Source organism: Streptococcus sp. 2154 (assembly GCF_013277255.1).
Taxonomy (GTDB): domain Bacteria; phylum Bacillota; class Bacilli; order Lactobacillales; family Streptococcaceae; genus Streptococcus; species Streptococcus pseudopneumoniae.
The window spans coordinates 44,813-70,362 of record NZ_VMMK01000053.1; the positions used below are offsets into that span (position 1 = coordinate 44,813).

Here is a 25,550-nt window from a genome sequence, read left to right on the forward strand (position 1 = left end):
TTTTATGAGAAAAAGAGATCGTCATCAGTTAATAAAAAAAATGATTACTGAGGAGAAATTAAGTACACAAAAAGAAATTCAAGATCGGTTGGAGGCGCACAATGTTTTTGTGACGCAGACAACCCTGTCTCGTGATTTGCGCGAAATCGGCTTGACCAAGGTCAAGAAAAATGATATGGTGTATTATGTACTAGCAAATGAGACAGAAAAGATTGATTTGGTGGAATTTTTGTCTCATCATTTAGAAGGTGTTGCAAGAGCAGAGTTTACCTTGGTGCTTCATACCAAATTGGGAGAAGCTTCTGTTTTGGCAAATATTGTAGATGCAAACAAGGATGAATGGATTTTAGGAACAGTTGCTGGTGCCAATACCTTATTGGTCATTTGTCGAGACCAGCACGTTGCCAAACTCATGGAAGATCGTTTGCTAGATTTGATGAAAGATAAGTAAGGTCTTGGGAGTTGCTCTCAAGACTTATTTTTGACAAGGAGAGACGGAAAATGGCGACAGAAAAGCTATCACCCGGCATGCAACAGTATGTGGAGATTAAAAAGCAATATCCAGATGCTTTTTTGCTCTTTCGTATGGGTGATTTTTATGAATTATTTTATGAGGATGCGGTCAATGCTGCGCAGATTCTGGAAATTTCCTTAACGAGTCGCAACAAGAATGCCGACAATCCGATTCCTATGGCGGGTGTTCCCTATCATTCTGCCCAACAGTATATTGATGTCTTGATTGAGCAGGGCTATAAGGTGGCTATCGCAGAGCAGATGGAAGATCCTAAACAAGCAGTTGGGGTTGTGAAACGAGAGGTTGTTCAGGTCATTACGCCAGGGACAGTGGTCGATAGCAGTAAGCCGGACAGTCAGAATAATTTTTTGGTTGCCATAGACCGTGCTGGCAATCAATTTGGCCTAGCTTATATGGACCTGGTGACGGGGGACTTTTATGTGACAGGTCTTTTGGATTTCACACTGGTTTGTGGGGAAATCCGTAATCTCAAGGCGCGCGAAGTGGTGCTGGGCTATGACTTGTCTGAGGAAGAGGAACAAATCCTTAGTCGCCAGATGAATCTGGTACTTTCCTATGAAAAAGAAGGCTTTGAAGACCTTCATTTACTGGATTCACGATTGGCAGCTGTGGAGCAAGCGGCATCTAGTAAGCTACTCCAGTATGTTCATCGGACTCAGATGAGGGAATTGAACCACCTCAAACCTGTTATCCGCTATGAAATCAAGGATTACTTGCAGATGGATTACGCGACCAAGGCTAGTCTGGATTTGGTTGAGAATGCTCGTTCAGGCAAGAAGCAAGGCAGTCTTTTCTGGCTTTTGGATGAAACCAAAACAGCCATGGGTATGCGTCTCTTGCGTTCTTGGATTCATCGTCCCATGATTGATAAGGAACGAATTATCCAACGTCAGGAAGTGGTGCAGGTCTTTCTCGACCATTTCTTTGAGCGTAGTGATTTGACAGACAGTCTCAAGGGTGTTTATGACATCGAACGTTTGGCTAGTCGTGTTTCTTTTGGCAAGACCAACCCAAAGGATCTCTTGCAGTTGGCGACTACCTTGTCTAGTGTGCCACGGATTCGTGCGATTTTAGAAGGGATGGAGCAACCTGCTCTAGCCTATCTCATCGCACAACTGGATGCAATCCCTGAGTTGGAGAGTTTGATTAGCGCAGCGATTGCTCCTGAAGCTCCTCATGTGATTACAGATGGGGGAATTATCCGAACTGGATTTGATGAGACCTTAGACAAGTACCGTCGCGTTCTCAGAGAAGGGACTGGTTGGATTGCTGAAATTGAGGCTAAGGAGCGAGGAAACTCTGGCATCAGCACGCTCAAGATTGACTACAATAAAAAGGATGGTTACTATTTCCATGTGACCAATTCGCAACTGGGAAATGTGCCAGCCCATTTTTTCCGTAAGGCGACGCTGAAAAACTCGGAACGCTTTGGAACCGAAGAATTAGCCCGTATCGAGGGAGATATGCTGGAGGCGCGTGAGAAGTCAGCCAACCTAGAGTACGAAATCTTTATGCGTATTCGTGAGGAAGTCAGCAAATACATCCAGCGTTTGCAGGCTCTAGCTCAAGGAATTGCGACGGTTGATGTCCTGCAAAGTCTCGCAATTGTTGCGGAAACCCAGCATTTGATTCGACCTGAATTCGGAGATGATTCGCGAATTGATATCCAGAAAGGGCGCCATGCTGTCGTTGAAAAGGTTATGGGGGCTCAGACCTATATTCCCAATACGATTCAGATGGCAGAAGATACCAGTATTCAACTGATTACAGGGCCCAACATGAGCGGGAAGTCAACCTATATGCGTCAGTTAGCCATGATGGCGATAATGGCCCAGATGGGTTCCTATGTACCGGCAGAAAGCGCCTATTTACCGATTTTTGATGCGATTTTTACCCGTATCGGAGCAGCAGATGACTTGGTTTCGGGTCAGTCAACCTTCATGGTGGAGATGATGGAGGCCAATAATGCCATTTCGCATGCAACCAAAAATTCCTTGATTCTCTTTGATGAGTTAGGTCGTGGAACTGCAACTTATGATGGGATGGCTCTTGCTCAGTCCATCATCGAATACATCCATGAGCATATCGGAGCCAAGACCCTCTTTGCGACCCACTACCATGAGTTGACTAGTCTGGAGTCTAGCTTGGAACACTTGGTCAATGTCCACGTAGCAACTTTGGAGCAGGATGGGCAGGTCACCTTCCTTCACAAGATTGAACCAGGTCCAGCTGATAAATCCTACGGTATCCATGTTGCCAAGATTGCTGGCTTGCCAGCAGACCTTTTAGCAAGGGCGGACAAGATTTTGACTCAGTTAGAGAATCAAGGTACAGAAAGTCCAGTTCCTATGAGGCAAACAAGTGATGTCACTGAACAGATTTCACTCTTTGATACACCCGAAGAGCATCCTATTTTAGCAGAATTGTCTAAACTGGATGTTTACAATATGACACCTATGCAGGCTATGAATGTCTTAGTCGAGTTAAAACAGAAACTATAAAACCAAGACTCACTAGTTAATCTAGCTGTATCAAGGAGACTTCTTTGACAAGTTCCCACTTTTTTGCTAGAATAGCATCACACAAACAGAATGAGAAGGAGCTGACACATTGTCGCTCCCTTTTGTCTATTTTTTAAGGAGAAAGTATGCTGATTCAGAAAATAAAAACCTACAAGTGGCAGGCCTTAGCTTCGCTCCTGATGACAGGCTTGATGGTTGCTAGTTCACTTCTGCAACCGCGTTATCTGCAGGAAGTGTTAGACGCCCTCCTTGCTGGAAAATATGAAGCTATTTATAGTATCGGGGCTTGGTTGATTGGTGTGGCCTTGGTCGGTCTGGTTGCTGGTGGGCTCAATGTTGTCCTCGCAGCCTATATTGCCCAAGGAGTTTCATCCGACCTTCGAGAGGATGCCTTCCGTAAAATCCAAACCTTTTCTTATGCCAATATTGAACAATTTAATGCGGGAAATCTAGTCGTTCGCATGACAAATGATATCAACCAGATTCAGAACGTGGTCATGATGACCTTCCAAATTCTTTTCAGACTTCCCCTCTTGTTCATCGGTTCCTTTATCCTGGCGGTTCAAACCCTTCCTTCTCTGTGGTGGGTGATTGTTCTCATGGTAGTCTTGATTTTTGGTTTGACTGCCGTCATGATGGGAATGATGGGGCCTCGTTTTGCCAAGTTTCAAACCCTTCTTGAGCGTATCAATGCCATTGCCAAGGAAAATCTGCGTGGCGTTCGCGTGGTCAAGTCCTTTGTCCAAGAAAAAGAGCAGTTTGCTAAGTTTACGGAGGTTTCAGACGAGCTACTCGGTCAAAATCTTTACATTGGGTATGCCTTTTCAGTAGTGGAACCTTTCATGATGTTGGTCGGTTATGGGGCGGTATTCCTCTCTATTTGGCTAGTTGCAGGGATGGTTCAGTCGGATCCATCAGTTGTTGGTTCCATTGCTTCCTTTGTCAATTACCTAAGCCAGATTATCTTTACCATTGTTATGGTTGGATTTTTGGGAAATTCTGTCAGTCGTGCCATGATTTCTATGCGTCGTATTCGAGAAATTCTTGACGCAGAGCCAGCTATGACCTTCAAGGATGTGCCAGATGAAGAGTTGGTCGGCAGTCTTAGCTTTGAAAATGTAACCTTTACCTATCCAATGGACAAGGAACCGATGCTGAAAGATGTGAGCTTTACCATCGATCCTGGTCAAATGGTTGGTGTCGTTGGAGCAACTGGTGCAGGAAAATCAACCTTGGCTCAATTGATTCCACGTCTTTTTGACCCACAGGAAGGGGCCATCAAAATTGGAGGCAAGGATATTCGAGAAGTGAGTGAAGGGACCCTGCGTAAAGCTGTCTCTATCGTTCTTCAACGTGCCATTCTCTTCAGTGGAACGATTGCAGATAACTTGAGACAGGGTAAGGGAGATGCTACTCTATTTGAAATGGAGCGCGCAGCCAATATTGCCCAAGCCAGTGAATTCATTCATCGTATGGAGAAAACCTTTGAAAGTCCAGTTGAGGAACGGGGAACCAATTTCTCTGGTGGGCAAAAACAAAGGATGTCGATTGCTCGTGGAATTGTCAGCAATCCACGTATTCTGATTTTTGATGATTCTACCTCAGCCTTGGATGCTAAGTCAGAGCGCCTAGTTCAAGAAGCCTTGAATAAGGACTTGAAGGGGACGACAACCATTATCATCGCGCAAAAGATTAGCTCGGTTGTCCATGCAGATAAAATCTTGGTTCTAGATCAAGGACGATTGATTGGTCAAGGCACGCATGCAGACTTGGTTGCCAACAATGCCGTTTACCGTGAAATCTATGAAACACAGAAAGGAAAGGAGGAGTAAAATGAAGACAGTTCAATTTTTTTGGAATTATTTTAAAGTCTATAAGCTATCATTTGTAGTCGTCATCCTGATGATTATTCTGGCGACTCTTGCCCAAGCTCTCTTTCCAGTCTTTTCTGGTCAAGCGGTGACGCAGCTAGCTAATTTAGTTCAAGCTTATCAAGATGGCAATCCAGAACTTGTTTGGCAAAGCCTATCAGGAATCATGGTCAATCTTGGCCTGCTGGTTTTGGTTCTCTTTATCTCCAGTGTCATATACATGTGTCTCATGACGCGCGTGATTGCAGAGTCGACCAACGAGATGCGCAAAGGCCTCTTCGGTAAGCTTGCTCGCTTGACGGTTTCTTTCTTTGACCGCCGACAAGATGGCGATATCCTGTCTCGTTTTACCAGTGATTTGGATAATATCCTCCAAGCCTTTAACGAGAGCTTGATTCAGGTCATGAGCAATATTGTTTTATACATTGGTCTGATTCTTGTCATGTTTTCGAGAAATGTGACGCTGGCTCTTATCACTATTGCCAGCACACCAGTTGCCTTCCTCATGCTGATTTTTATTGTAAAAATGGCCCGCAAATACACCAACCTCCAGCAAAAAGAGGTAGGGAAACTCAACGCCTATATGGATGAGAGTATCTCAGGCCAAAAAGCTGTCATTGTGCAAGGAATTCAAGAGGATATGATGGCAGGATTTCTTGAACAAAATGAGCGCGTGCGCAAGGCAACCTTTAAAGGAAGAATGTTCTCAGGAATTCTTTTCCCTGTCATGAATGGGATGAGTCTGGTCAACACAGCCATCGTTATCTTTGCTGGTTCAGCTGTACTTTTGAATGATAAGTCTATTGAAACAAGTACAGCCCTAGGTTTGATTGTTATGTTTGCCCAATTTTCACAGCAGTACTACCAGCCTATTATCCAAGTTGCGGCTAGTTGGGGAAGTCTTCAGTTAGCCTTTACGGGGGCTGAACGGATACAGGAAATGTTTGATGCAGAGGAAGAAATCCGACCTGAAAAGGCTCCAATCTTCACTAAGTTACAAGAAGGTGTTGAAATCAGTCATATTGATTTTTCATACTTGCCTGATAAACCTATTTTGAAAGATGTCAGCATTTCTGCCCCTAAAGGCCAGATGACAGCAGTTGTTGGTCCGACAGGGTCAGGGAAAACGACTATTATGAACCTCATCAATCGCTTTTATGATGTTGATGCTGGTGGTATTTATTTTGATGGTAAAGACATTCGTGACTATGATTTAGATAGTCTCAGAAGCAAGGTGGGAATTGTCTTGCAAGATTCCGTTCTTTTTAGCGGAACCATTCGAGACAATATCCGTTTCGGTGTGCCAGATGCCAGTCAGGAAATGGTTGAGTCAGCAGCCAAAGCAAGCCACATTCACGACTATATCGAAAGTTTGCCTGATAAGTACGATACTCTTATTGATGATGAGCAGAGTATCTTCTCGACAGGGCAGAAGCAATTGATTTCCATTGCTCGAACCCTGATGACAGATCCAGAAGTTCTCATTCTCGATGAAGGCACTTCAAACGTAGATACGGTGACAGAAAGCAAGATTCAGCATGCCATGGAGGCAGTTGTAGCAGGCAAAACCAGTTTCGTTATTGCCCACCGCTTGAAAACTATTCTCAATGCTGATCAGATTATTGTCCTTAAAGATGGAGAGGTCATTGAACGTGGTAACCACCATGAACTCTTGAAACTAGGTGGATTCTACTCAGAACTCTATCACAATCAATTTGTTTTTGAATAAGAAAGAAGTTGTCCTATGGGGCAGCTTTTTCTTGTCCATAAAAAATTTTTATCACAGTCTTAAAAAAAACATATTAGACGAAAGACGCTTTGAGTGATATGATAGGACTATCGTTATACTCAATGAAAATCAAAGAGTAAACTAGGAAGCTAGCCGTAGGTTGCTCAAAGCACTGCTTTGAGGTTGTAGATAGAACTGACGAAGTCAGTAACATATATACGGTAAGGCGATGCTGACGTGGTTTGAAGAGATTTTCGAAGAGTATTAATATTCGAAAGGAGAGACATCATGCCTAGAACCGTTGTAGGAGTTGCTGCAAATCTATGTCCCGTAGACATAGAAGGTAAAAACATTCATTCATCTGTATCTTGTAGATTCGCAGAGAGCATTCGTCAAGTCGGTGGTCTCCCTCTAGTCATTCCTGTTGGTGATGAGTCAGTTGTACGCGATTATGTAGAAATGATTGACAAATTGATTTTGACAGGAGGCCAAAATGTTCATCCTCAGTTTTATGGAGAGAAAAAGACCATCGAGAGCGATGATTATAATCTGGTCCGTGATGAATTTGAATTGGCACTCTTGAAAGAAGCACTCCGTCAGAATAAACCAATTATGGCAATCTGTCGCGGTGTTCAACTTGTCAATGTTGCCTTTGGTGGAACCCTCAATCAAGAAATCGAAGGTCACTGGCAAGGACTACCTTTCGGAACATCTCACTCTATTGAGACAGTGGAAGGAAGCGTGGTTGCCAAGCTATTTGGAAAAGAAAGTCAGGTCAATTCCGTCCATCGTCAGAGTATCAAAGAATTGGCATCTAATTTCCGTGTAACTGCTATTGATCCGAGAGATCAAACCATTGAAGCGATTGAATCTATCGACGAACACCGCATTATCGGTTTGCAGTGGCATCCAGAGTTTCTGGTTAATGAAGAAGATGGTAATTTAGAATTATTTGAGTATTTATTGAATGAACTGTAACGACTGGAACATCTAGTCGTTCTTTCTTTTATTTTTTCAAAATTTTTGGAATGTGACATTTTTACGCAAACGTTTGAATTCTGATAAAAATTGGAGAAATTCGACAAAAAAGCTTGAAAAAAACGAAGGTAAGCGTTATGATAGAAAAGAAGAAATATTGGAGGAATAACATGTCACATATTAAATTTGATTATTCAAAAGTTTTAGACAAATTTGTTGCACCACATGAAGTGGAATACATGCAATCACAAGTAACAGCAGCAGATGAATTGATTCGTAAAGGAACTGGTGCTGGTAGCGACTTTTTGGGATGGTTGGACCTTCCTGAAAACTACGACCGCGAAGAATTTGACCGTATCTTGAAAGCTGCTGAGCAAATCAAATCAGACAGCGATGTTTTAGTTGTGATCGGTATCGGTGGATCTTACCTTGGTGCCAAAGCAGCAATCGACTTCTTGAACCACCACTTTGCAAACTTGCAAACAAAAGAAGAACGCAAGGCTCCACAAATCCTTTACGCAGGAAACTCAATCTCATCTACTTACCTTGCTGACTTGGTAGAGTACGTAGCTGATAAAGATTTCTCAGTAAACGTGATTTCTAAATCAGGTACAACAACTGAACCAGCGATTGCTTTCCGTGTCTTCAAAGAACTTTTGGTTAAGAAATACGGTCAAGAAGAAGCCAACAAACGTATCTATGCAACAACTGACCGCCAAAAAGGTGCTGTTAAGGTTGAAGCAGACGCTAACGGTTGGGAAACATTTGTTGTTCCAGATGACATCGGTGGACGCTTCTCAGTATTGACAGCTGTTGGTTTGCTTCCAATCGCAGCATCAGGAGCTGACATCAAAGCCCTTATGGAAGGTGCAAATGCAGCTCGCAAAGACTACACTTCAGATAAAATCTCTGAAAACGAAGCTTACCAATACGCAGCAGTTCGTAACATTCTTTACCGTAAAGGCTATGCAACTGAGATCTTGGTAAACTACGAGCCATCACTTCAATACTTCTCAGAGTGGTGGAAACAATTGGCTGGTGAATCAGAAGGAAAAGATCAAAAAGGTATCTACCCAACTTCAGCCAACTTCTCAACTGACTTGCACTCACTTGGTCAATTTATCCAAGAAGGAACTCGTATCATGTTTGAAACAGTTGTTCGTGTTGACAAACCTCGTAAAAATGTGATTATTCCTACTTTGGAAGAAGACCTTGATGGACTTGGTTACCTTCAAGGAAAAGACGTTGACTTTGTAAACAAAAAAGCAACTGACGGTGTTCTTCTTGCACACACAGACGGTGATGTACCAAACATGTACGTGACTCTTCCAGAGCAAGACGCTTTCACTCTTGGTTATACAATCTACTTCTTCGAATTGGCTATCGCTCTTTCAGGTTACTTGAATGGTATCAATCCATTTGACCAGCCAGGTGTTGAAGCCTATAAGAAAAATATGTTTGCCCTTCTTGGGAAACCTGGATTTGAAGAGCTCGGTGCAGAACTGAATGCACGTCTTTGATTCTCATATATGTTGAGCTAATTCAGAATAAAAAAGATCCACAAGTTCATTTCTTGTGGATTTTTAGTACAAGCCTTTTAATTAGTTTATCATTTTTTTGAACAGTGTAAAAAAGAGTGTCTTAATTCTTTTATGAAAGCGCTGTATAATTGCCTTGTAAATAAAACTTGAGAGGTATCAAAATGAATGATTGGTTAAATATAAAAGGCAAAACAGTTCTTGTGACGGGTGCGTCATCTGGGATCGGTAAGGCAATCGTTGAAGAATTGCTGGAATTAGGTGTCAATGTAGCGAATTTTGACCTTAGCGACAACGATTTGCGTCACCCGAATCTATTATTTGTAAAAGTTGATGTAACTTCTCGCTCTGAAGTAGAAGTAGGAGTCGCTAAAATAGTTGAAAGATTTGGCAATATTGATGCGGTGGTCAACAATGCGGGGATTAATGTCCCTAGATTATTAATTGATGCAGAAAATCCTAAAGGTCCTTACGAGTTAGACGATGAAACGTTTGAAAAAGTAACAATGATTAACCAAAAAGGTCTGTATTTGGTTAGCCAGGCAGTAGGCCGGATTCTGGTTCAAAATAGAAAAGGTGTAATTGTAAACATGGCTTCAGAAGCAGGCTTGGAAGGTTCTGAAGGACAAAGTGCCTATGCTGCCACGAAAGCAGCAGTCTATAGTTACACTCGTTCATGGGCGAAAGAGCTTGGTAAACATGGTGTACGTGTGGTTGGAATTGCTCCAGGAATTATGGAAGCTACGGGTCTTCGAACTCTTTCTTACGAGGAAGCTCTTGCTTATACCCGTGGAAAGACGGTAGAAGATATTCGAGCTGGTTATGCTTCAACTTCAACGACTCCATTGGGACGGAGTGGGAAACTACGGGAAGTAGCTGATCTTGTAGCGTTCTATATTTCAGACCGTTCTAGCTATATAACAGGTGTCACTACAAATATTGCCGGAGGTAAAACTCGCGGTTAAAAAAATGAAGGTGAGGAAGAGAGTTGACCTTAGTAAATCGATGGTATAACATTTTAGAAAAAATGGTCTCACAGCCAACTTATTTCTTGGTAGATATGCGCTCGGAGCTGGATATTAGTATGCAAACCTTGCAAAAGAGTATCCAACAATTAAATGATGTTTTGGCTCCTAATATCCAGATTATCTCACAAGATGATCAATTAATGTTAGAAGTGTATGACTATACAGAGTTGGAAAAGATTTTATCTGGTAGTTTAAAACAGGAGAGTGACTTCAATTCTTCCAGTAAAAGAATCGCCTATTTGCTAAAACGTTTAATTGAGTCAACCTCCCCTCTTCTTATTGACGATTTGGCTGAGGAAGTAGGTGTTAGTAGAAGTACCCTTAATAAGGATTTAAAACAAGTAAAATCTTTGGCAGAGAGTTACTCTATCACTATTTCAGGAAAGCCCAATCGTGGGCTGGAGGTCTTGGGGAGCGAGCTGAATTTGCGCTTGCTCTATATTCACCAAGTGGCTCCTTACTTTGAAGGAAGGACACTCACTGAGGCAACATCTTCTTTTCTGGAGACGCTAGTCCAGGATTATAAAATCCCTAAAGAAACACAGGAGCTCCTTCGAAAGACCCTTTCAATTATGGTGGATCGTATTCATACATCTAGGGTGTTGAATTGTCCTATTCCCTACTATAGGAATGATTTAACAGAGACACATTTGGCTGAGAAATTAATCTATCATATTGAGGTGACTTATAAGATTTCCCTCAGTCAGTTTGAGATAGACTTTTTGTGTTTTCCGTTTAATGTCCGTTTTATTGACACTTTAAGCAAGCCGTCTTATCAATCTGAACAGCTTGCATACATTTTTCAAGGGATTGTCAAGAAAGTCAAAGAAACTATGTTGGTTCACTTTGATGATGAAGAATTATTTGAAGAAATCAAGTCTCATTTAGGGTCCTTAATCAATCGACTGATTTTCCATGTGCAAGCTAATGATATATTTCATGGCGAGGTTCAAACTCAATATCCTTTTGCTTTTGAAATGGCGAAAATTGCTGGAGAAGAACTATCTACAATTTTTGGTTCTGAATTGGAATTATCTGAAATCGGATATCTGGCTTTGTATTTTGAAATGATTTTAAGAAAACAAAATTCTGCTGTTAAGGGTTCTCGCAAGCAGATAGCTGTGGTTTGCACAACAGGAAGAGGAACTGCTGCGATGATTATCCAGCAACTCAGACGAGTCATTGGAAATGATGTAGACATTACTCAGTATTCTGAAGAGGATTTTAATGTGGAATTGAATCAGGACTATTTCGCGATTTTTACGACAGTTCCTCTAAAATATAAAGATTCTAAATCTCCAGTCATTCAAGTTAATCATCTTTTTGATGATCAATGGCTGCAGGAAGAATGGCAGAAAGCCAATGCTTTTCATCAAAAAAATCTAGAAACAGTCAGCTTACGTTTTATTCGATTAAGCCCCCAAAAAACCTATCAGCAATACTTGCTAAATATGTCTGCGGAGTTAGAGAAACTTCAGATGATTGATGAAGGTTTTAGAAATCGGATAATTGATAGGGAGAAAAAGCAATCAACCATTTTTGGTGGAGGAATTGCGTTCCCCCATACAATTAACCAGGGTTATGCAAAGACTATTTTAATGTTCGGAAAACTAGAAGAGCCTTATCAAAAAGGAGATGAATGGATTGAATTTATCTTTCTAGTCGCCATACCCTCAGAAATTGAAAGAAAAATGGAAAGTGAATTGCTGGAATTGTATGACGACATTTTTCGAATTGCAGGAGAGCCTTCTCTAAAAGAAGCATTGAGGGCTGTAGAAACAGAGACAGAGTTTCTATCATTTTCTAAGAGCAAAGGAGTATTTTAATGAATTCGATAATAATTTTCGCTGTATTTGTCATGGCAGCTTATATATTTCAAATGTTCCTCGGCTGGCAGCAACTGAAAGACTTCAATAAGACCTATACGATGCTCCGGAAACTGGGGCGCGTAGCGATTGGCAGGAAATCCGGAAGAATCAAATCCGGTACGATTGTCATGTTCGCGGTTGATGAAAACGGTCGGGTTCTTAAAGCTAGCAAAATGCAAGGAGTCACAATCTTAGCGCGTTTTCAAAATATGGACGATTATGTTGGAGAAGACATCCATTATTTTGACAAGTATAATCCTCTTGTGAGAAAAGAAAATAAGTGGATGCAATCAGCTATAGAAGATGCTAGAAAAGTCTATCTTTGGCATGAGGCAGGTATTGAGAAAGAGACAAGTTCTTCTGATTCTTTTCTGGGATTCGGCTTTTATGCGGCTTACTTACAATTATCTATTAAACAGTTATTTAAAAAAAAATAAGAAAAGGAGTTCCTTATGAATTATATTACAGAATTTGCAGAGAGTTTTATGAAACTCTTCCAATTAGGTGGAGAAACCTTTATTAGCTGGATGACAAGTATTGTACCTCTTGTCTTGATGCTATTGATTGCAATGAATACCCTTATCGCTTTCTTGGGAGAAGAGAAGGTCAATTCCCTAGCTAAGATTTCTGCCAAAAATCCTGTTAGCCGGTATATGATTTTACCTTTCATTTCAGCCTTTATGCTGGGGAATCCGATGGCGATTAGTATGGGACGTTTCTTACCAGAATATTATAAACCTAGTTTTGTAGCAGCTCAGATGCAGTTCTGCCATACTTCAAATGGTGTATTCCCGCATATCAATCCTGGGGAGTTGTTTGTATGGGTGGGAATTGCAACAGGAATTCAAAATTTAGGTTTAAGTCAAACGGACTTAGCCATTCGTTACATGCTTGTTGGGATTGTCATGAACTTTGTAGGCGGTTGGGTAACCGATTTTACAACTGCTTATGTAGCAAAACAGCAAGGTGTTACCTTGAGTAAAACATTTGATTGATAGAAAGAGTGAAATTATGTCATATAAGAGTATAAAAGTTGTTAAAGGAAATGGTGGTTTCGGGGGCCCTTTGGTCATTACACCTAGTGAGGCTAAGCATAAATTCATCTATATCACTGGTGGCGGAGAAAAGCCAGATATTGTAGATAAAATTGCTGATTTGACCGGTATGGAAGCTGTTAACGGGTTTAAAACTTCTATCCCAGATGAGGAAATTGCTTTAGCAATCGTAGATTGCGGCGGTACTCTTCGCTGCGGTATTTATCCTAAAAAGGGGATCCCTACAATCAATATTGTCGCTACAGGGAAAAGTGGCCCTCTAGCTCAATATATCACCGAGGAAATCTATGTGTCAGCAGTTGGCCTTAATCAAATTTCTGCTGCTAATGAAGACGAAAAAGCGACAACTGTGGTAACTGAAAAGCCAACTTACGATACTAGTAAAAAAATTACAGAGCAAAAAGCTGAAACAAGTATTGTAGCACGAATTGGGATGGGCGCTGGGAAGGTCGTTGCGACTTTCAACCAGGCTGCTCGTGAAGCCATTCAGACAATGCTCAATACAATCATTCCTTTCATGGCCTTTGTTTCCTTGCTGATTGGGGTTATTCAAGGTTCAGGTGTTGGAAATTGGCTGGCAAAATTAATGGTTCCCCTGGCGGGGAACATCTGGGGGCTCATTTTGATTGGCTTTATCTGTTCCTTGCCATTCCTATCTCCTTTGTTAGGCCCCGGAGCTGTTATCAGTCAGATTATCGGAACCTTAATTGGAGTCGAAATCGGAAAAGGAAATATTCCACCCCAAATGGCTCTACCAGCTATATTTGCTATCAACACCCAAAACGGTTGTGATTTCATTCCTGTAGCACTCGGTCTTTCTGAAGCCAAAGCTGAAACAGTTGAGGTTGGTGTTCCTTCTGTACTTTATTCACGCTTTCTAAATGGTGTTCCGCGGGTGCTAGTAGCTTGGATAGCTAGTATTGGCCTTTATCAGTAGAACTTTGATAGATGCACGTAAACACAGCAACTATTATGTTAAACTTATCTATAAGCATAAGTTTATGACAGATTTGAGAAAGGATGAATAGGAATTAGATGAAGAAAATTTTTGAAGCTAAAGTAATTCAAGTGGGGCTTGAAGCTCAGAATATGATTCAAGACGCTAATATGCTCATTTTATTTGGAGAAGAAGCTCCGGAAGATTTAGCAGAGTATTGTTTTAAAATCGATAACAAAAATCTTCTAGGTGCAATACTAGAAGGTGGAAAGCTGGTCGTAGATAGTCAGGAATATTCGATTACTGCCGTAGGAAATGTAGTAGAAAAAAATTTAACTGGACTGGGGCATATCACGATTTCTTTTGATGGTTCAAAAGAGGGGAGCCTTCCTGGTACACTCCATGTCGCAGCAGACCAAGCAGTAGTACTTGAGAAAGGTTCTACCATTCAGATTTTCGAAGCTGCCTAAGTAAGATAAAATATCTAATTAAGAATACTAGAAAAATAAGAGTCTAAAAACTTGAATCAGAGCCTGGGCAAAAAGTCCAGGCTTTTGAGTCTAAATTTAAAAAAACAGATAACTTAGTGGTTGATTGGCATCTTCCTTCGCTTTGTAAGTCCCAAAGATTGCCTGATCAACTGTGCGGGGGGAGGTGGAAGACGAACTTTTTAACTTGTTTGAAGTTCTTTCCCACTCTCTTTTTTGATAGGAAAAATAATTTATATTATAATATTGTGAAATTTGTCATTGTTTTTCAATGTTTTCGCAATATGACAAATCAACAAAATTTATAAGGAGAAAAGCATGCCAGAATAAGACGGTCAAGGTCAAGCGCAAAGGGCTTGGCAAGTCAATCAAACTAGCCAGCCAGTGCAAGGGAATTTCCAGCAGATGCATCTACAAGGGGTGCCTGAACAGAAGGAAAAGATCAAAAAGGTATCTACCCAACTTCAGCCAACTTCTCAACTGACTTGCACTCACTTGGTCAATTTATCCAAGAAGGAACTCGTATCATGTTTGAAACAGTTGTTCGTGTTGACAAACCTCGTAAAAATGTGATTATTCCTACTTTGGAAGAAGACCTTGATGGACTTGGTTACCTTCAAGGAAAAGACGTTGACTTTGTAAACAAAAAAGCAACTGACGGTGTTCTTCTTGCACACACAGACGGTGATGTACCAAACATGTACGTGACTCTTCCAGAGCAAGACGCTTTCACTCTTGGTTATACAATCTACTTCTTCGAATTGGCTATCGCTCTTTCAGGTTACTTGAATGCTATCAACCCATTTGACCAACCAGGTGTTGAAGCCTACAAACGTAACATGTTCGCCCTTCTTGGAAAACCAGGATTTGAAGAATTGAGCAAAGAACTTAACGCACGTCTGTAATAATAGAAGAAAAGAGTGGTTTGTCCACTCTTTTTACTCTCTTTATCCATAGAAATTGGACTCAGCCAAGACTTGTGATATAATATAGAGAGCAAAAAGGCAGACGCCTAGAGACTTTATAGGAGAAACTATGTCAAAAGATATCCGCGTACGTTACGCACCAAGTCCAACAGGACTACTACACATCGGGAATGCCCGTACAGCATTGTTTAATTACTTGTATGCGCGCCATCATGGTGGAACATTTCTCATTCGTATCGAAGATACTGACCGTAAACGCCATGTCGAGGATGGTGAACGTTCACAACTTGAAAACCTTCGCTGGTTAGGCATGGATTGGGATGAAAGTCCAGAATCACATGAGAATTATCGCCAGTCTGAGCGTTTGGACTTGTATCAAAAATACATTGCCCAACTATTAGCTGAAGGAAAAGCCTATAAATCTTACGTTACAGAAGAAGAGTTGGCAGCTGAACGCGAACGCCAAGAAGTAGCTGGCGAAACACCACGCTACATCAATGAATACCTTGGTATGAGTGAAGAAGAAAAAGCAGCTTACATCGCAGAACATGAAGCAGCAGGGATCATCCCAACTGTTCGTTTGGCTGTCAATGAGACAGGTATCTACAAGTGGCATGATATGGTCAAAGGTGATATCGAATTTGAAGGTGGCAATATCGGTGGTGACTGGGTTATCCAAAAGAAAGACGGTTATCCAACATACAACTTTGCCGTTGTCATCGATGACCATGATATGCAGATTTCTCACGTAATCCGTGGAGACGACCACATCGCTAATACACCAAAACAGCTCATGGTTTATGAAGCACTTGGTTGGGAAGCTCCAGAGTTCGGTCACATGACCTTGATTATCAACTCTGAGACTGGTAAGAAGTTATCTAAACGTGATACTAATACACTTCAATTTATAGAAGATTACCGTAAGAAAGGTTACCTTCCAGAAGCAGTTTTTAACTTTATTGCTCTTCTTGGTTGGAACCCAGGTGGCGAAGATGAGATTTTCTCTCGTGAAGAACTCATTAAACTGTTCGATGAAAATCGCCTCAGCAAGTCTCCAGCAGCCTTTGACCAGAAAAAACTAGACTGGATGAGCAATGACTATATCAAGAATGCAGACCTAGAAACTATCTTTGAAATGGCAAAACCATTCCTAGAAGAAGCAGGTCGATTGACTGACAAGGCTGAAAAATTAGTTGAGCTCTATAAACCACAAATGAAATCAGTAGATGAGATTATCCCATTGACAGACCTCTTCTTCTCAGACTTCCCAGAATTAACTGAGGCTGAGAAAGAAGTCATGGCAGGTGAAACAGTCCCAACAGTTCTTGAAGCCTTCAAAGCAAAACTCGAAGTGATGACAGATGATGAATTCGTGACAGAGAATATCTTCCCACAAATTAAAGTAGTCCAAAAAGAAACAGGTATTAAAGGGAAAAATCTTTTCATGCCTATTCGTATCGCAGTTTCAGGTGAAATGCATGGACCAGAGTTGCCAGATACTATCTTCTTGTTAGGTCGTGAAAAATCAATCCAGCATATCGAAAATATGTTAAAGGAAATCTCTAAGTAAGAAGGGTACAATAATGGACATCTGGGAAAAGATGTACGAAGAAGCACAGAAACTATACAATCCACATGAAGTATCAGACTTTGTTTATGCCAATCATGTTGTAGCTGCAGTAGAAGCAGAAGATGGACAAATATTTACAGGTTTCTGTATGGAGGGAACCTGTGGTGTTTTCCATCTCTGTGCAGAACGGGCGGCCCTCTTCAATATGTACCAATTTTCAGGACAAACTAAGGTTAAGAAAGTATTAGCCTTTCGAGATAAAGCACCTTATGGTGGAAGTTCAGGAATGCCCTGTGGCGCTTGCAGAGAATTCCTTTTAGAGTTGAACGCTGAAAATAAAGATGCAGAATTCATGATGGACTACGATACAAGAAAGACAGTGAAAGCCGCAGAACTAATGCCCTATTGGTGGGGAGAAGAACGTGCTTCTAAGTTTAATAATCAATAGAAGAGTCAGTATAATTCTGGCTCTTTTTACTATAATTTGAAAAACTGTACTTGAAAAAATGAAAAAAGTTTAAAAAAGTAGAAAATCTAATTGCTACTGCTATTTCCGGTGGTGTGGCAGGCATTGGTAATTTGGTAAAGAAAAAAGGATTGGCAGTTGCTAAAGCTACTTTAAGTAGGGTAGCTAAAAAAGCTGCTATTCGTTTAGGCATTTATAGCAATCGGTTAGCTGAACTTCTTGAACGTATATTTGATTATATTAACATTTTCTACAATGTAGGTTATGCGGTAGCTCAATGGGTTGATGCTAGGGATGTATATCCAAATAATGGACGGATGAATTTCTGGGCTTAAATCTATGTGTAAGATTTTATTATCTTTGTTTTTGTTTGTTTTCTTATTTCATTTGCTAGCACATTACATTTTTGTATTTGATCAGTTGAGTGTTACCCAATTATTATTATCTTCGATTTTTGTTGCAGGTATCAGAAAAATTGGAGATGAGTCATAAGAGAGAAAGCAGAAGTTAGAGGCTAGCTTCTGCTTTTTTATCTACATTGCTTTACCGGTAAATAAAAAAGTTAAAAATATCACAAAAATACCTAAAGAGCCAATTGAAAAGGCTTGCAATTATATTATAAATAGTACATTTAAAAAACGGAGGAGTGCTTTATGAAAGCCTATACTTATGTTAAACCAGGACTTGCTTCTTTTGTTGATGTAGACAAACCAGTTATTCGCAAGCCAACAGACGCTATTGTGCGTATCGTAAAAACCACTATTTGTGGAACAGACCTCCATATTATCAAAGGGGATGTCCCTGCTTGCCAAAGTGGTACCATTCTTGGTCACGAAGGGATTGGGATTGTTGAAGAAGTTGGGGAAGGAGTTTCTAACTTCAAAAAAGGCGACAAGGACTTGATTTCTTGTGTCTGCGCCTGTGGTAAATGCTACTACTGTAAAAAAGGAATTTATGCCCACTGTGAAGACGAAGGGGCTGGATTTTCGGTCACTTGATTGATGGTATGCAGGCTGAATATCTACGTGTCCCTCATGCAGATAACACTCTTTACCATACTCCAGAAGACTTGTCAGATGAATCCTTGGTTATGCTATCAGACATTCTGCCTACTGGATATGAAATTGGTGTCTTAAAAGGGGAAGTGGAACCTGGTTGTAGCGTAGCTATTATTGGTTCAGGACCAGTTGGATTGGCTGCACTTTTGACAGCTCAATTGATTATGGTAGACCTAGATGATAACCGCTTGGAAACTGCCCTATCATTCGGTGCGACTCATAAGGTTAATTCTTCAGATCCTGAAAAAGCCATTAAAGAAATTTATGATTTGACAGATGGTCGTGGTGTGGATGTCGCTATCGAAGCTGTTGGTATTCCTGTAACATTTGATTTCTGTCAAAAGATTATCGGTGTAGACGGAACAGTTGCCAACTGTGGTGTACATGGTCAACCAGTTGAATTCGATTTGGACAAACTTTGGATTCGCAACATCAATGTAACAACTGGTTTGGTATCTACAAATACAACTCCACAATTGTTGAAAGCACTTGAAAGTCATAAGATTGAACCAGAAAAATTGGTAACTCACTATTTCAAACTCAGTGAAATTGAAAAAGCCTATGAAGTTTTCAGTAAGGCAGCAGACCACCATGCCATTAAGGTCATCATCGAAAACGATATTTCAGAGGCTTAAGTAGTAAAAACATTTTGGAACATAAGAAAATAGAAATTCAGTAATTTATCAGATGGCTAGATTTTTTATTAAAAAATTAAGAAATGAGCATATTTCTTTCCTTGTCTGGCGGAATTGGTTATAATATATGGTACAAAGGAATGAATATGTATCGTGTTATAGAAATGTACGGAGATTTTGAACCCTGGTGGTTCTTAGAAGGTTGGGAAGAAGATATTGTAGCAAGTAAGAAATTTGACCAGTATTATGATGCTCTCAAATACTACAAGACTTGCTGGTTTAGATTGGAACAAGAATCCCCTCTTTATAAAAGTAGAAGGGACTTGATGACCATTTTTTGGGACCCGGAAGATCAACGCTGGTGTGATGAATGTGATGAGTATTTACAACAATACCATTCTTTGGCTCTTTTACAGGATGAGCAGGTTATTCCAGATGAAAAACTACGTCCAGGCTATGAAAAACAAACAGGTAAGGAAAGGCACCGTTCTTGCCGTATGAAAGTAAAATAGAGAAAAAGTAACTTTTTGGAGTTGCTTTTTTATTTTTTCCAAATCTTTGCGAATAGTATAGGTGAGGAGGTAGGTATGGTTCAAGAAATTGCACAAGAAATCATTCGTTCGGCCCGGAAAAAAGGAGCGCAAGATATTTATTTTGTCCCTAAGTTAGATGCCTATGAGCTTCATATGAGGGTAGGAGACGAGCGCTGTAAAATTGGCTGTTATAACTTCGAAAAATTTGCGGCCGTCATCAGTCACTTTAAGTTTGTGGCGGGTATGAATGTGGGAGAAAAGCGACGTAGTCAACTCGGTTCCTGTGACTATGAATATGACCAGAAGATGGCGTCCCTACGTTTATCTACCGTAGGCGATTATCGAGGGCATGAGAGTTTAGTCATTCGCTTGTTGCACGATGAAGAGCAGGACTTGCATTTTTGGTTTCAGGATATTGAAGAATTAGGCAAGCAGTACAGGCAACGGGGACTCTATCTTTTTGCTGGCCCGGTTGGGAGTGGTAAGACGACCCTGATGCATGAATTGTCCAAGTCACTCTTTAAAGGACAGCAAGTTATGTCCATCGAAGATCCTGTCGAAATCAAGCAGGACGACATGCTTCAGTTGCAGTTGAACGAAGCAATCGGCCTAACCTATGAAAATCTCATCAAGCTTTCCTTGCGTCATCGACCAGATCTCTTGATTATCGGAGAAATTCGGGACAGCGAGACGGCGCGTGCAGTGGTCAGAGCTAGTTTGACAGGGGCGACAGTCTTTTCAACCATTCATGCCAAGAGTATTCGAGGTGTTTATGAACGCCTGCTGGAGTTGGGTGTGAGTGAAGAGGAATTAGCAGTCGTTCTGCAAGGAGTCTGCTACCAGAGATTAATTGGGGGAGGAGGAATTGTTGACTTTGCAAACAAAGACTATCAAGAACACCAGCCAACTAGCTGGAATGAACAGATTGACCAGCTTCTTAAAGATGGACATATCACAAGTCTTCAGGCTGAAACGGAAAAAATTAGCTACAACTAAGCAAAAAAATATCATTACTTTGTTTAACAATCTCTTTTCCAGTGGTTTTCATCTAGTGGAGACCATCTCCTTTTTAGATAGGAGTGCTTTGTTAGACAAGCAGTGTGTGACCCAGATGCGCACGGGCTTGTCTCAGGGGAAATCATTCTCAGAAATGATGGAAAGTTTGGGATTTTCAAGTGCCATTGTCACTCAGCTATCCCTAGCGGAAGTCCATGGAAATCTCCACCTGAGTTTGGGAAAGATAGAAGAGTATCTAGACAATCTGGCCAAGGTCAAGAAAAAATTAATTGAAGTAGCGACCTATCCTTTGATTTTGCTGGGTTTTCTTCTCTTAATCATGCTGGGGCTACGGAACTATCTACTACCACAACTGGATAGTAGCAATATTGCTACCCAAATTATTGGCAATCTGCCACAAATTTTTCTAGGCATGGTAGGATTTGTTTCAGTAGGTGTCCTTTTAGCACTCACTTTTTATAAAAGAAGTTCTAAGATGCGTGTCTTTTCTATCTTAGCACGCCTTCCCTTTTTTGGAATCTTTGTGCAGACTTATTTGACAGCCTATTATGCGCGTGAGTGGGGGAATATGATTTCGCAGGGAATGGAGCTGACGCAGATTTTTCAAATGATGCAGGAACAAGGTTCCCAACTCTTTAAAGAAATCGGCCAAGACCTAGCTCAATCCCTACAAAGTGGCCGCGAATTTTCTCAAACCATAGCAACCTATCCTTTCTTTAGGAAGGAATTGAGTCTCATTATCGAGTATGGTGAAGTCAAGTCTAAGCTGGGGAGTGAGTTGGAAATCTATGCTGAAAAAACTTGGGAAGCCTTTTTTACCCGAGTCAACCGCACCATGAATTTGGTGCAGCCACTGGTCTTTATCTTTGTGGCTCTGATTATCGTTTTACTTTATGCGGCAATGCTCATGCCCATGTATCAAAATATGGAGGTAAATTTTTAACATGAAAAAAATGATGACATTCTTGAAAAAAGCTAAGGTTAAAGCTTTCACTCTGGTAGAGATGTTGGTGGTCTTGCTCATCATCAGCGTGCTTCTATTACTCTTTGTACCTAATCTGACCAAGCAAAAAGAAGCAGTCAATGACAAAGGAAAAGCTGCTGTTGTTAAGGTGGTGGAAAGCCAGGCAGAGCTTTATAGCTTGGATAAAAATGAAGATGCTAGTCTAAGTAAGTTACAAGCAGATGGGCGAATCACAGAAGAGCAAGCTAAAGCTTATAAAGAATATCATGAAAAACAAAATAAGACTCAAACGGTCGCGGATTAAGGCCTTTACCATGCTTGAAAGTCTCTTGGTTTTGGGACTTGTGAGTATCCTTGCCTTGGGTTTGTCAGGCTCTGTCCAGTCTACTTTTGCGGCGGTAGAGGAGCAGATTTTCTTTATGGAGTTTGAAGAACTTTATCGGGAAACTCAAAAACGCAGTGTAGCCAGTCAGCAAAAGACTAGTCTTAACTTAGATGGGCAGACGATTAGCAATGGCAGTCAAAAGTTGATAGTCCCCAAAGGGATTCAGGCACCATCAGACCAAAGTATTACATTTGACCGAGCTGGGGGCAATTCGTCTCTGGCTAAGGTTGAATTTCAGACCAGTAAAGGAGCGATTCGCTATCAATTATATTTAGGAAATGGAAAAATTAAACGCATTAAGGAAACAAAAAATTAGGGCAGTGATTTTACTGGAAGCAGTAGTCGCTCTAGCTATCTTTGCCAGCATTGCGACCCTCCTTTTGGGACAAATTCAAAAGAATAGGCAAGAAGAAGCAAAAATCTTGCAAAAGGAAGAAGTCTTGAGGGTAGCTAAGATGGCCTTGCAGACAGGTCAAAATCAGGTAAACATAAACGGAGTTGAGATTCAGGTGTTTTCTAGTGAAAAGGGATTGGAGGTCTACCATGGTTCAGAACAGTTTTTGGCTATCAAAGAGCCATAAGGTCAAGGCTTTTACCTTATTAGAATCCCTGATTGCCCTCATTGTCATCAGTGGAAGCTTACTCCTCTTTCAAGCCATGAGTCAGCTTCTCATTTCAGAAGTTCGCTACCAGCAACAGAGCGAGCAAAAAGAGTGGCTCTTGTTTGTGGACCAGTTGGAAGCAGAATTAGACCGTTCGCAGTTCGAAAAAGTGGAGGGCAATCGTCTCTATATGAAGCAAGATGGCAAGGACATAGCCATTGGCAAGTCCAGATCAGATGATTTTCGTAAAACAGATTCTAGTGGTCGAGGCTATCAGCCTATGGTTTATGGTCTCAAATCTGCGCATATTACAGAGGAGAATCAACTGGTGCGTTTTCGTTTCCAGTTTCAAAAAGGCTTAGAAAGGGAGTTCATCTATCGTGTGGAAAAAGAAAAAAGTTAAGGCAGGTGTTCTCCTCTATGCAGTCACCATGGCAGCCATCTTTAGTCTTTTGTTACAATTTTACTTGAACCGACAAGTCGCCCACTATCAAGACTACGCTTTAAATAAAGAAAAGCTGGTCGCTTTTGCCATGGCCAATCGAGCCAAAGATAAGGTTGAGCAAGAAAGTGGGGAACAGACCTTTAATCTGGGTCAGGTGAGTTATCAAAATAAGAAAACAAACTTGGTGACAAGGGTTCGTACGCCTAAGAGACAATATGAATTCATCTTTCCTTCAGTCAAAATCAAAGAAGAGAAAACAGAGAAAAAGGAAGAGGTAGTGACTGATTCAAGTAATCAAGCAGAGAAGAAAAAATCAGAAGAGAAGGTTGAAAAGAAAGAGAATTCCTAGCCAATCAAGCTACTTTGTGCTAAACTAAAAATATGAGACATGATTTTAACCACAAAGCAGAAACTTTTGATTCCCCTAAAAATATCTTCCTTGCAAACTTGGTTTGTCAAGCAGTCGAGAAACAGATTGATCTTCTATCAGACAAAGAAATTTTGGATGCTTTTTTTGTGAATAATCGGGGTAGATACCTATCCGAATTTTTAAATTTTCCTAGTACAAAGAAGTTGCTAAGGAACATCGCGAAAGGTTCTGTTAATCAATCCAATATAAATGCAAGGAGTAGTAAATGCGAAACAAATTTTAAAATTTTTTAAATTGAAATTTGGCTTTTAACATGAGGAGTCTCCCTTCACCAAATTTGAGTCTGCCTATCCCTTGACTATTCTTTCCTTTTCACAAACGATTCGCTTATTCAATTATAAGTTTACGTTCTCCTAGTCACAGTTCTTGTGCTTGATGGAAAGAATGACACCTATAAATATGCGAGGTAGTGGCTGTATCACTCACTTATTCACCTCCACGTGATTTGTAGTAGTGATAGACTTTCTCACTATTATTATAAAACAAAATAAAGAGCACACCACTTTTTCATTCTGTCTTGTGCCTTGAGTGAAACGAAAGGAATGAATTATAAACATAAAAGTTTAGTATATAGATTATTCCTCTCAAAATATGCAAATAAGCTAGAATACTAAATTTATAGCAGACTTAGTGAAAAGCAGAAACTAGAAATGATACTAGTTTCTGCTTTTCTCCATAATAATTAATTTCCCCTTTTTTCCTTCTAAATCTTTCTTCACAACAAAAAAACCTGAATTTCTATATGCTTTTTGAGCCAATATATTTTTTTCATTTACAGCCAATACAATATGGTTAATTTCTAATTTTAAAGTTGAGTCTATGAATTCAAATATTTTATTCAGAGCATTAGAACCATATCCTTGATTTCTGAAATTATCATCAATAGAAAATCCTCTAATAAGCGCATAATCATTTTGATAATAGCCATACTCTTTAGGACCAGTGTTTAGGTGTAGGCAAAAAAATCCAATTACTTTATGTTCTTTATTAAGTATTACTATTGGGTATCTATACTTATCTTTTTTAGACTTTTCAATAATATTTTTTGGGGTATCAGTATGTGTAATATCATTTAAAGAATAAGAACTTAAAGAATGGTAATGGTCAACTTCACTATACAAAGATAATTTCATGATAATTAATTCCTTTCTCTTTATGTAAGATACATAACTAAATAGGACTCTAGGTATGTAGATTTTTTTATGAAATGTCCTATAAAAATCAGATATATTTAGAGTTATTACTTTAGTCCTTTATTTTCATTATTAGACTTCCTGCAAAACTAGAATCCTAGTTCATGATTGATAATACCAGCAATCAAATTCATTCGTAATCCGAAGCGTTTACGATGATTTCGATAGGTTGTTGAAAATATTTTAAACGTTCTCATAGTGAAATGAAATAAGAACAGGACAAATCAATCAAGACAGTCAAATCGATTTCTAACAATGTTTTAGAAGTAGAGGTGTACTATTCTAGTTTCAATCTACTATACTTTGTCAAAAATACTCTCAACCTTGATTCTCTCCTTAGATAGCGCATGGTTACAGGCTTTCTCTTCAGCTGTTAGCGGCTTGAGTTTGCTGGATTTACGTGGAGTTTGTGCTTGAGGATATAGCTTCATGAGCCCTTGATAACCACTGTCAGACAAGATTTTACCAGCTTGTCCGATATTTCTGCGACTCATTTTGAACAACTTCATATCATGACAATAGTTCACAGTGATCTCCAAAGAAACAATTCTCCCTTGACTTGTGACAATCGCTTGAGCCTTCATAGCGTGGCATTTCTTTTTACCAGAATCATTCGCTAATTGTTTTTTTAGAACGATTGATTTTTACTTCCGTCGCATCAATCATTACCGTGTCTTCAGAACTGAGAGGAGGCCTTAGAAAGCGCAAAACCACTGTTGAACAAGAGTGACTTCAACACATTGACTCCGATGGGTTAAGTTGCTTTCGTGGATACCA

24 protein-coding genes and 5 pseudogenes are annotated in these 25,550 nt (G+C 40.2%); 26 read left to right on the forward strand and 3 right to left on the reverse strand.

The window, feature by feature from the left end:
- Positions 1-4 precede the first annotated feature (4 nt).
- The 26 genes and pseudogenes from argR to HT693_RS09505 all read left to right on the forward strand — a co-directional run.
- Positions 5-451: an arginine repressor gene (gene argR, locus HT693_RS09380; RefSeq protein ID WP_001231476.1), complete on the forward strand. Its 447-nt coding sequence runs from the start codon at positions 5-7 to the stop codon at positions 449-451.
- Between the two features lie 50 nt (positions 452-501).
- Positions 502-3,036 (forward strand): DNA mismatch repair protein MutS, encoded by a 2,535-nt coding sequence (gene mutS / locus HT693_RS09385; protein ID WP_050207894.1) that lies wholly within the window; start codon positions 502-504, stop codon positions 3,034-3,036.
- 146 nt (positions 3,037-3,182) lie between these two features.
- A complete protein-coding gene (gene patA, locus HT693_RS09390) occupies positions 3,183-4,889 on the forward strand; it encodes a multidrug efflux ABC transporter subunit PatA (protein WP_050207893.1) in 1,707 nt (568 codons plus the stop codon).
- 1 nt (position 4,890) lies between these two features.
- Positions 4,891-6,657: a multidrug efflux ABC transporter subunit PatB gene (gene patB, locus HT693_RS09395; RefSeq protein WP_000859876.1), complete on the forward strand. Its 1,767-nt coding sequence runs from the start codon at positions 4,891-4,893 to the stop codon at positions 6,655-6,657.
- A gap of 288 nt (positions 6,658-6,945) precedes the next feature.
- Complete coding sequence (locus tag HT693_RS09400) at positions 6,946-7,635, forward strand: gamma-glutamyl-gamma-aminobutyrate hydrolase family protein (RefSeq protein ID WP_050223431.1); 690 nt, start codon at positions 6,946-6,948, stop codon at positions 7,633-7,635.
- 170 nt (positions 7,636-7,805) lie between these two features.
- Positions 7,806-9,155 carry a glucose-6-phosphate isomerase gene (locus HT693_RS09405; RefSeq protein WP_023938896.1) on the forward strand — a complete coding sequence of 450 codons (1,350 nt, stop codon included), beginning with the start codon at positions 7,806-7,808 and terminating at the stop codon, positions 9,153-9,155.
- Between the two features lie 182 nt (positions 9,156-9,337).
- Positions 9,338-10,138 carry an SDR family oxidoreductase gene (locus HT693_RS09410; protein WP_023934055.1) on the forward strand — a complete coding sequence of 267 codons (801 nt, stop codon included), beginning with the start codon at positions 9,338-9,340 and terminating at the stop codon, positions 10,136-10,138.
- Positions 10,139-10,200: 62 nt separating this feature from the next.
- Positions 10,201-12,027: a PTS sugar transporter subunit IIA gene (locus HT693_RS09415; RefSeq protein WP_080673552.1), complete on the forward strand. Its 1,827-nt coding sequence runs from the start codon at positions 10,201-10,203 to the stop codon at positions 12,025-12,027.
- Positions 12,027-12,506 (forward strand): transcriptional regulator GutM, encoded by a 480-nt coding sequence (locus HT693_RS09420; RefSeq protein WP_023938893.1) that lies wholly within the window; start codon positions 12,027-12,029, stop codon positions 12,504-12,506. Before HT693_RS09415 ends, HT693_RS09420 begins: the two co-directional genes overlap by 1 nt.
- A gap of 15 nt (positions 12,507-12,521) precedes the next feature.
- Positions 12,522-13,064, forward strand: coding sequence for a PTS glucitol/sorbitol transporter subunit IIC (locus HT693_RS09425; RefSeq protein WP_023938891.1), 543 nt, complete (start codon positions 12,522-12,524; stop codon positions 13,062-13,064).
- Between the two features lie 16 nt (positions 13,065-13,080).
- A complete protein-coding gene (locus HT693_RS09430) occupies positions 13,081-14,061 on the forward strand; it encodes a PTS glucitol/sorbitol transporter subunit IIB (RefSeq protein ID WP_020992831.1) in 981 nt (326 codons plus the stop codon).
- 98 nt (positions 14,062-14,159) lie between these two features.
- A complete protein-coding gene (locus HT693_RS09435; protein WP_023935311.1) occupies positions 14,160-14,531 on the forward strand; it encodes a PTS glucitol/sorbitol transporter subunit IIA in 372 nt (123 codons plus the stop codon).
- Between the two features lie 446 nt (positions 14,532-14,977).
- Positions 14,978-15,454, forward strand: a pseudogene (gene pgi, locus HT693_RS09440) (glucose-6-phosphate isomerase); the annotation flags it as partial.
- 130 nt (positions 15,455-15,584) lie between these two features.
- Positions 15,585-17,045, forward strand: coding sequence for a glutamate--tRNA ligase (gene gltX / locus HT693_RS09445; RefSeq protein WP_138705153.1), 1,461 nt, complete (start codon positions 15,585-15,587; stop codon positions 17,043-17,045).
- Positions 17,046-17,058: 13 nt separating this feature from the next.
- Positions 17,059-17,493, forward strand: coding sequence for a cytidine deaminase (locus HT693_RS09450; RefSeq protein WP_000355903.1), 435 nt, complete (start codon positions 17,059-17,061; stop codon positions 17,491-17,493).
- A 113-nt stretch (positions 17,494-17,606) separates the two neighbouring features.
- On the forward strand, positions 17,607-17,846 hold the full coding sequence (locus tag HT693_RS09455) for a hypothetical protein (protein WP_138705152.1): 240 nt from the start codon (positions 17,607-17,609) through the stop codon (positions 17,844-17,846).
- Positions 17,847-18,164: 318 nt separating this feature from the next.
- A pseudogene (locus HT693_RS09460) lies at positions 18,165-19,204 on the forward strand (zinc-dependent alcohol dehydrogenase family protein).
- 146 nt (positions 19,205-19,350) lie between these two features.
- Entirely contained in the window at positions 19,351-19,716 is a 366-nt protein-coding gene (locus HT693_RS09465; protein ID WP_000286404.1) for a DUF1033 family protein, read from the forward strand.
- Between the two features lie 75 nt (positions 19,717-19,791).
- The gene (gene comGA / locus HT693_RS09470; protein ID WP_023938886.1) at positions 19,792-20,733 is read left to right on the forward strand and encodes a competence type IV pilus ATPase ComGA; all 942 of its coding nucleotides are present in this window, start codon (positions 19,792-19,794) and stop codon (positions 20,731-20,733) included.
- Entirely contained in the window at positions 20,681-21,697 is a 1,017-nt protein-coding gene (gene comGB / locus HT693_RS09475) for a competence type IV pilus assembly protein ComGB (RefSeq protein WP_079252952.1), read from the forward strand. The genes comGA and comGB overlap by 53 nt, the downstream gene beginning before the upstream one ends.
- A gap of 1 nt (position 21,698) precedes the next feature.
- Positions 21,699-22,022: a comG operon protein ComGC gene (comGC, locus tag HT693_RS09480; protein WP_050207887.1), complete on the forward strand. Its 324-nt coding sequence runs from the start codon at positions 21,699-21,701 to the stop codon at positions 22,020-22,022.
- The gene (gene comGD, locus HT693_RS09485) at positions 21,985-22,419 is read left to right on the forward strand and encodes a competence type IV pilus minor pilin ComGD (RefSeq protein ID WP_050207886.1); all 435 of its coding nucleotides are present in this window, start codon (positions 21,985-21,987) and stop codon (positions 22,417-22,419) included. Before comGC ends, comGD begins: the two co-directional genes overlap by 38 nt.
- Positions 22,382-22,684 (forward strand): competence type IV pilus minor pilin ComGE, encoded by a 303-nt coding sequence (gene comGE / locus HT693_RS09490; RefSeq protein ID WP_191995662.1) that lies wholly within the window; start codon positions 22,382-22,384, stop codon positions 22,682-22,684. Before comGD ends, comGE begins: the two co-directional genes overlap by 38 nt.
- A complete protein-coding gene (comGF, locus tag HT693_RS09495) occupies positions 22,647-23,108 on the forward strand; it encodes a competence type IV pilus minor pilin ComGF (RefSeq protein WP_138705151.1) in 462 nt (153 codons plus the stop codon). Before comGE ends, comGF begins: the two co-directional genes overlap by 38 nt.
- Positions 23,086-23,499, forward strand: a complete 414-nt coding sequence (comGG, locus tag HT693_RS09500; protein ID WP_138705150.1) for a competence type IV pilus minor pilin ComGG — start codon at positions 23,086-23,088, stop codon at positions 23,497-23,499. The genes comGF and comGG overlap by 23 nt, the downstream gene beginning before the upstream one ends.
- 32 nt (positions 23,500-23,531) lie before the next feature.
- Positions 23,532-23,657, forward strand: a pseudogene (locus HT693_RS09505) (SAM-dependent methyltransferase); the annotation flags it as partial.
- Positions 23,658-24,236: 579 nt separating this feature from the next.
- Here the strand turns inward: HT693_RS09505 and HT693_RS09510 are convergent.
- The 3 genes and pseudogenes from HT693_RS09510 to HT693_RS09520 form a co-directional block, all read right to left on the reverse strand.
- Positions 24,237-24,713 carry a GNAT family N-acetyltransferase gene (locus HT693_RS09510; protein WP_000777684.1) on the reverse strand — a complete coding sequence of 159 codons (477 nt, stop codon included), beginning with the start codon at positions 24,711-24,713 and terminating at the stop codon, positions 24,237-24,239.
- A gap of 149 nt (positions 24,714-24,862) precedes the next feature.
- Positions 24,863-24,970: pseudogene (locus tag HT693_RS09515) on the reverse strand (IS5/IS1182 family transposase); the annotation flags it as partial.
- 102 nt (positions 24,971-25,072) lie between these two features.
- A pseudogene (locus tag HT693_RS09520) lies at positions 25,073-25,550 on the reverse strand (transposase); the annotation flags it as partial.

Bases quoted from the DNA above. Each gene is read 5' to 3' on its own strand.
- HT693_RS09430 (WP_020992831.1), top strand. From the start codon at position 13,081: ATGTCATATAAGAGTATAAAAGTTGTTAAAGGAAATGGTGGTTTCGGG.
- HT693_RS09415 (WP_080673552.1), top strand. From the start codon at position 10,201: ATGGTCTCACAGCCAACTTATTTCTTGGTAGATATGCGCTCGGAGCTG.
- HT693_RS09510 (WP_000777684.1), bottom strand. From the start codon at position 24,713: ATGAAATTATCTTTGTATAGTGAAGTTGACCATTACCATTCTTTAAGT.
- comGF (WP_138705151.1), top strand. From the start codon at position 22,647: ATGGTTCAGAACAGTTTTTGGCTATCAAAGAGCCATAAGGTCAAGGCT.
- argR (WP_001231476.1), top strand. From the start codon at position 5: ATGAGAAAAAGAGATCGTCATCAGTTAATAAAAAAAATGATTACTGAG.
- HT693_RS09425 (WP_023938891.1), top strand. From the start codon at position 12,522: ATGAATTATATTACAGAATTTGCAGAGAGTTTTATGAAACTCTTCCAA.
- patB (WP_000859876.1), top strand. From the start codon at position 4,891: ATGAAGACAGTTCAATTTTTTTGGAATTATTTTAAAGTCTATAAGCTA.
- HT693_RS09420 (WP_023938893.1), top strand. From the start codon at position 12,027: ATGAATTCGATAATAATTTTCGCTGTATTTGTCATGGCAGCTTATATA.
- comGA (WP_023938886.1), top strand. From the start codon at position 19,792: ATGGTTCAAGAAATTGCACAAGAAATCATTCGTTCGGCCCGGAAAAAA.
- comGB (WP_079252952.1), top strand. From the start codon at position 20,681: ATGGACATATCACAAGTCTTCAGGCTGAAACGGAAAAAATTAGCTACA.
- patA (WP_050207893.1), top strand. From the start codon at position 3,183: ATGCTGATTCAGAAAATAAAAACCTACAAGTGGCAGGCCTTAGCTTCG.
- HT693_RS09400 (WP_050223431.1), top strand. From the start codon at position 6,946: ATGCCTAGAACCGTTGTAGGAGTTGCTGCAAATCTATGTCCCGTAGAC.
- comGC (WP_050207887.1), top strand. From the start codon at position 21,699: ATGAAAAAAATGATGACATTCTTGAAAAAAGCTAAGGTTAAAGCTTTC.
- HT693_RS09410 (WP_023934055.1), top strand. From the start codon at position 9,338: ATGAATGATTGGTTAAATATAAAAGGCAAAACAGTTCTTGTGACGGGT.
- gltX (WP_138705153.1), top strand. From the start codon at position 15,585: ATGTCAAAAGATATCCGCGTACGTTACGCACCAAGTCCAACAGGACTA.
- HT693_RS09405 (WP_023938896.1), top strand. From the start codon at position 7,806: ATGTCACATATTAAATTTGATTATTCAAAAGTTTTAGACAAATTTGTT.
- HT693_RS09450 (WP_000355903.1), top strand. From the start codon at position 17,059: ATGGACATCTGGGAAAAGATGTACGAAGAAGCACAGAAACTATACAAT.
- comGD (WP_050207886.1), top strand. From the start codon at position 21,985: ATGAAAAACAAAATAAGACTCAAACGGTCGCGGATTAAGGCCTTTACC.
- HT693_RS09465 (WP_000286404.1), top strand. From the start codon at position 19,351: ATGTATCGTGTTATAGAAATGTACGGAGATTTTGAACCCTGGTGGTTC.
- HT693_RS09435 (WP_023935311.1), top strand. From the start codon at position 14,160: ATGAAGAAAATTTTTGAAGCTAAAGTAATTCAAGTGGGGCTTGAAGCT.
- comGE (WP_191995662.1), top strand. From the start codon at position 22,382: ATGGAAAAATTAAACGCATTAAGGAAACAAAAAATTAGGGCAGTGATT.
- mutS (WP_050207894.1), top strand. From the start codon at position 502: ATGGCGACAGAAAAGCTATCACCCGGCATGCAACAGTATGTGGAGATT.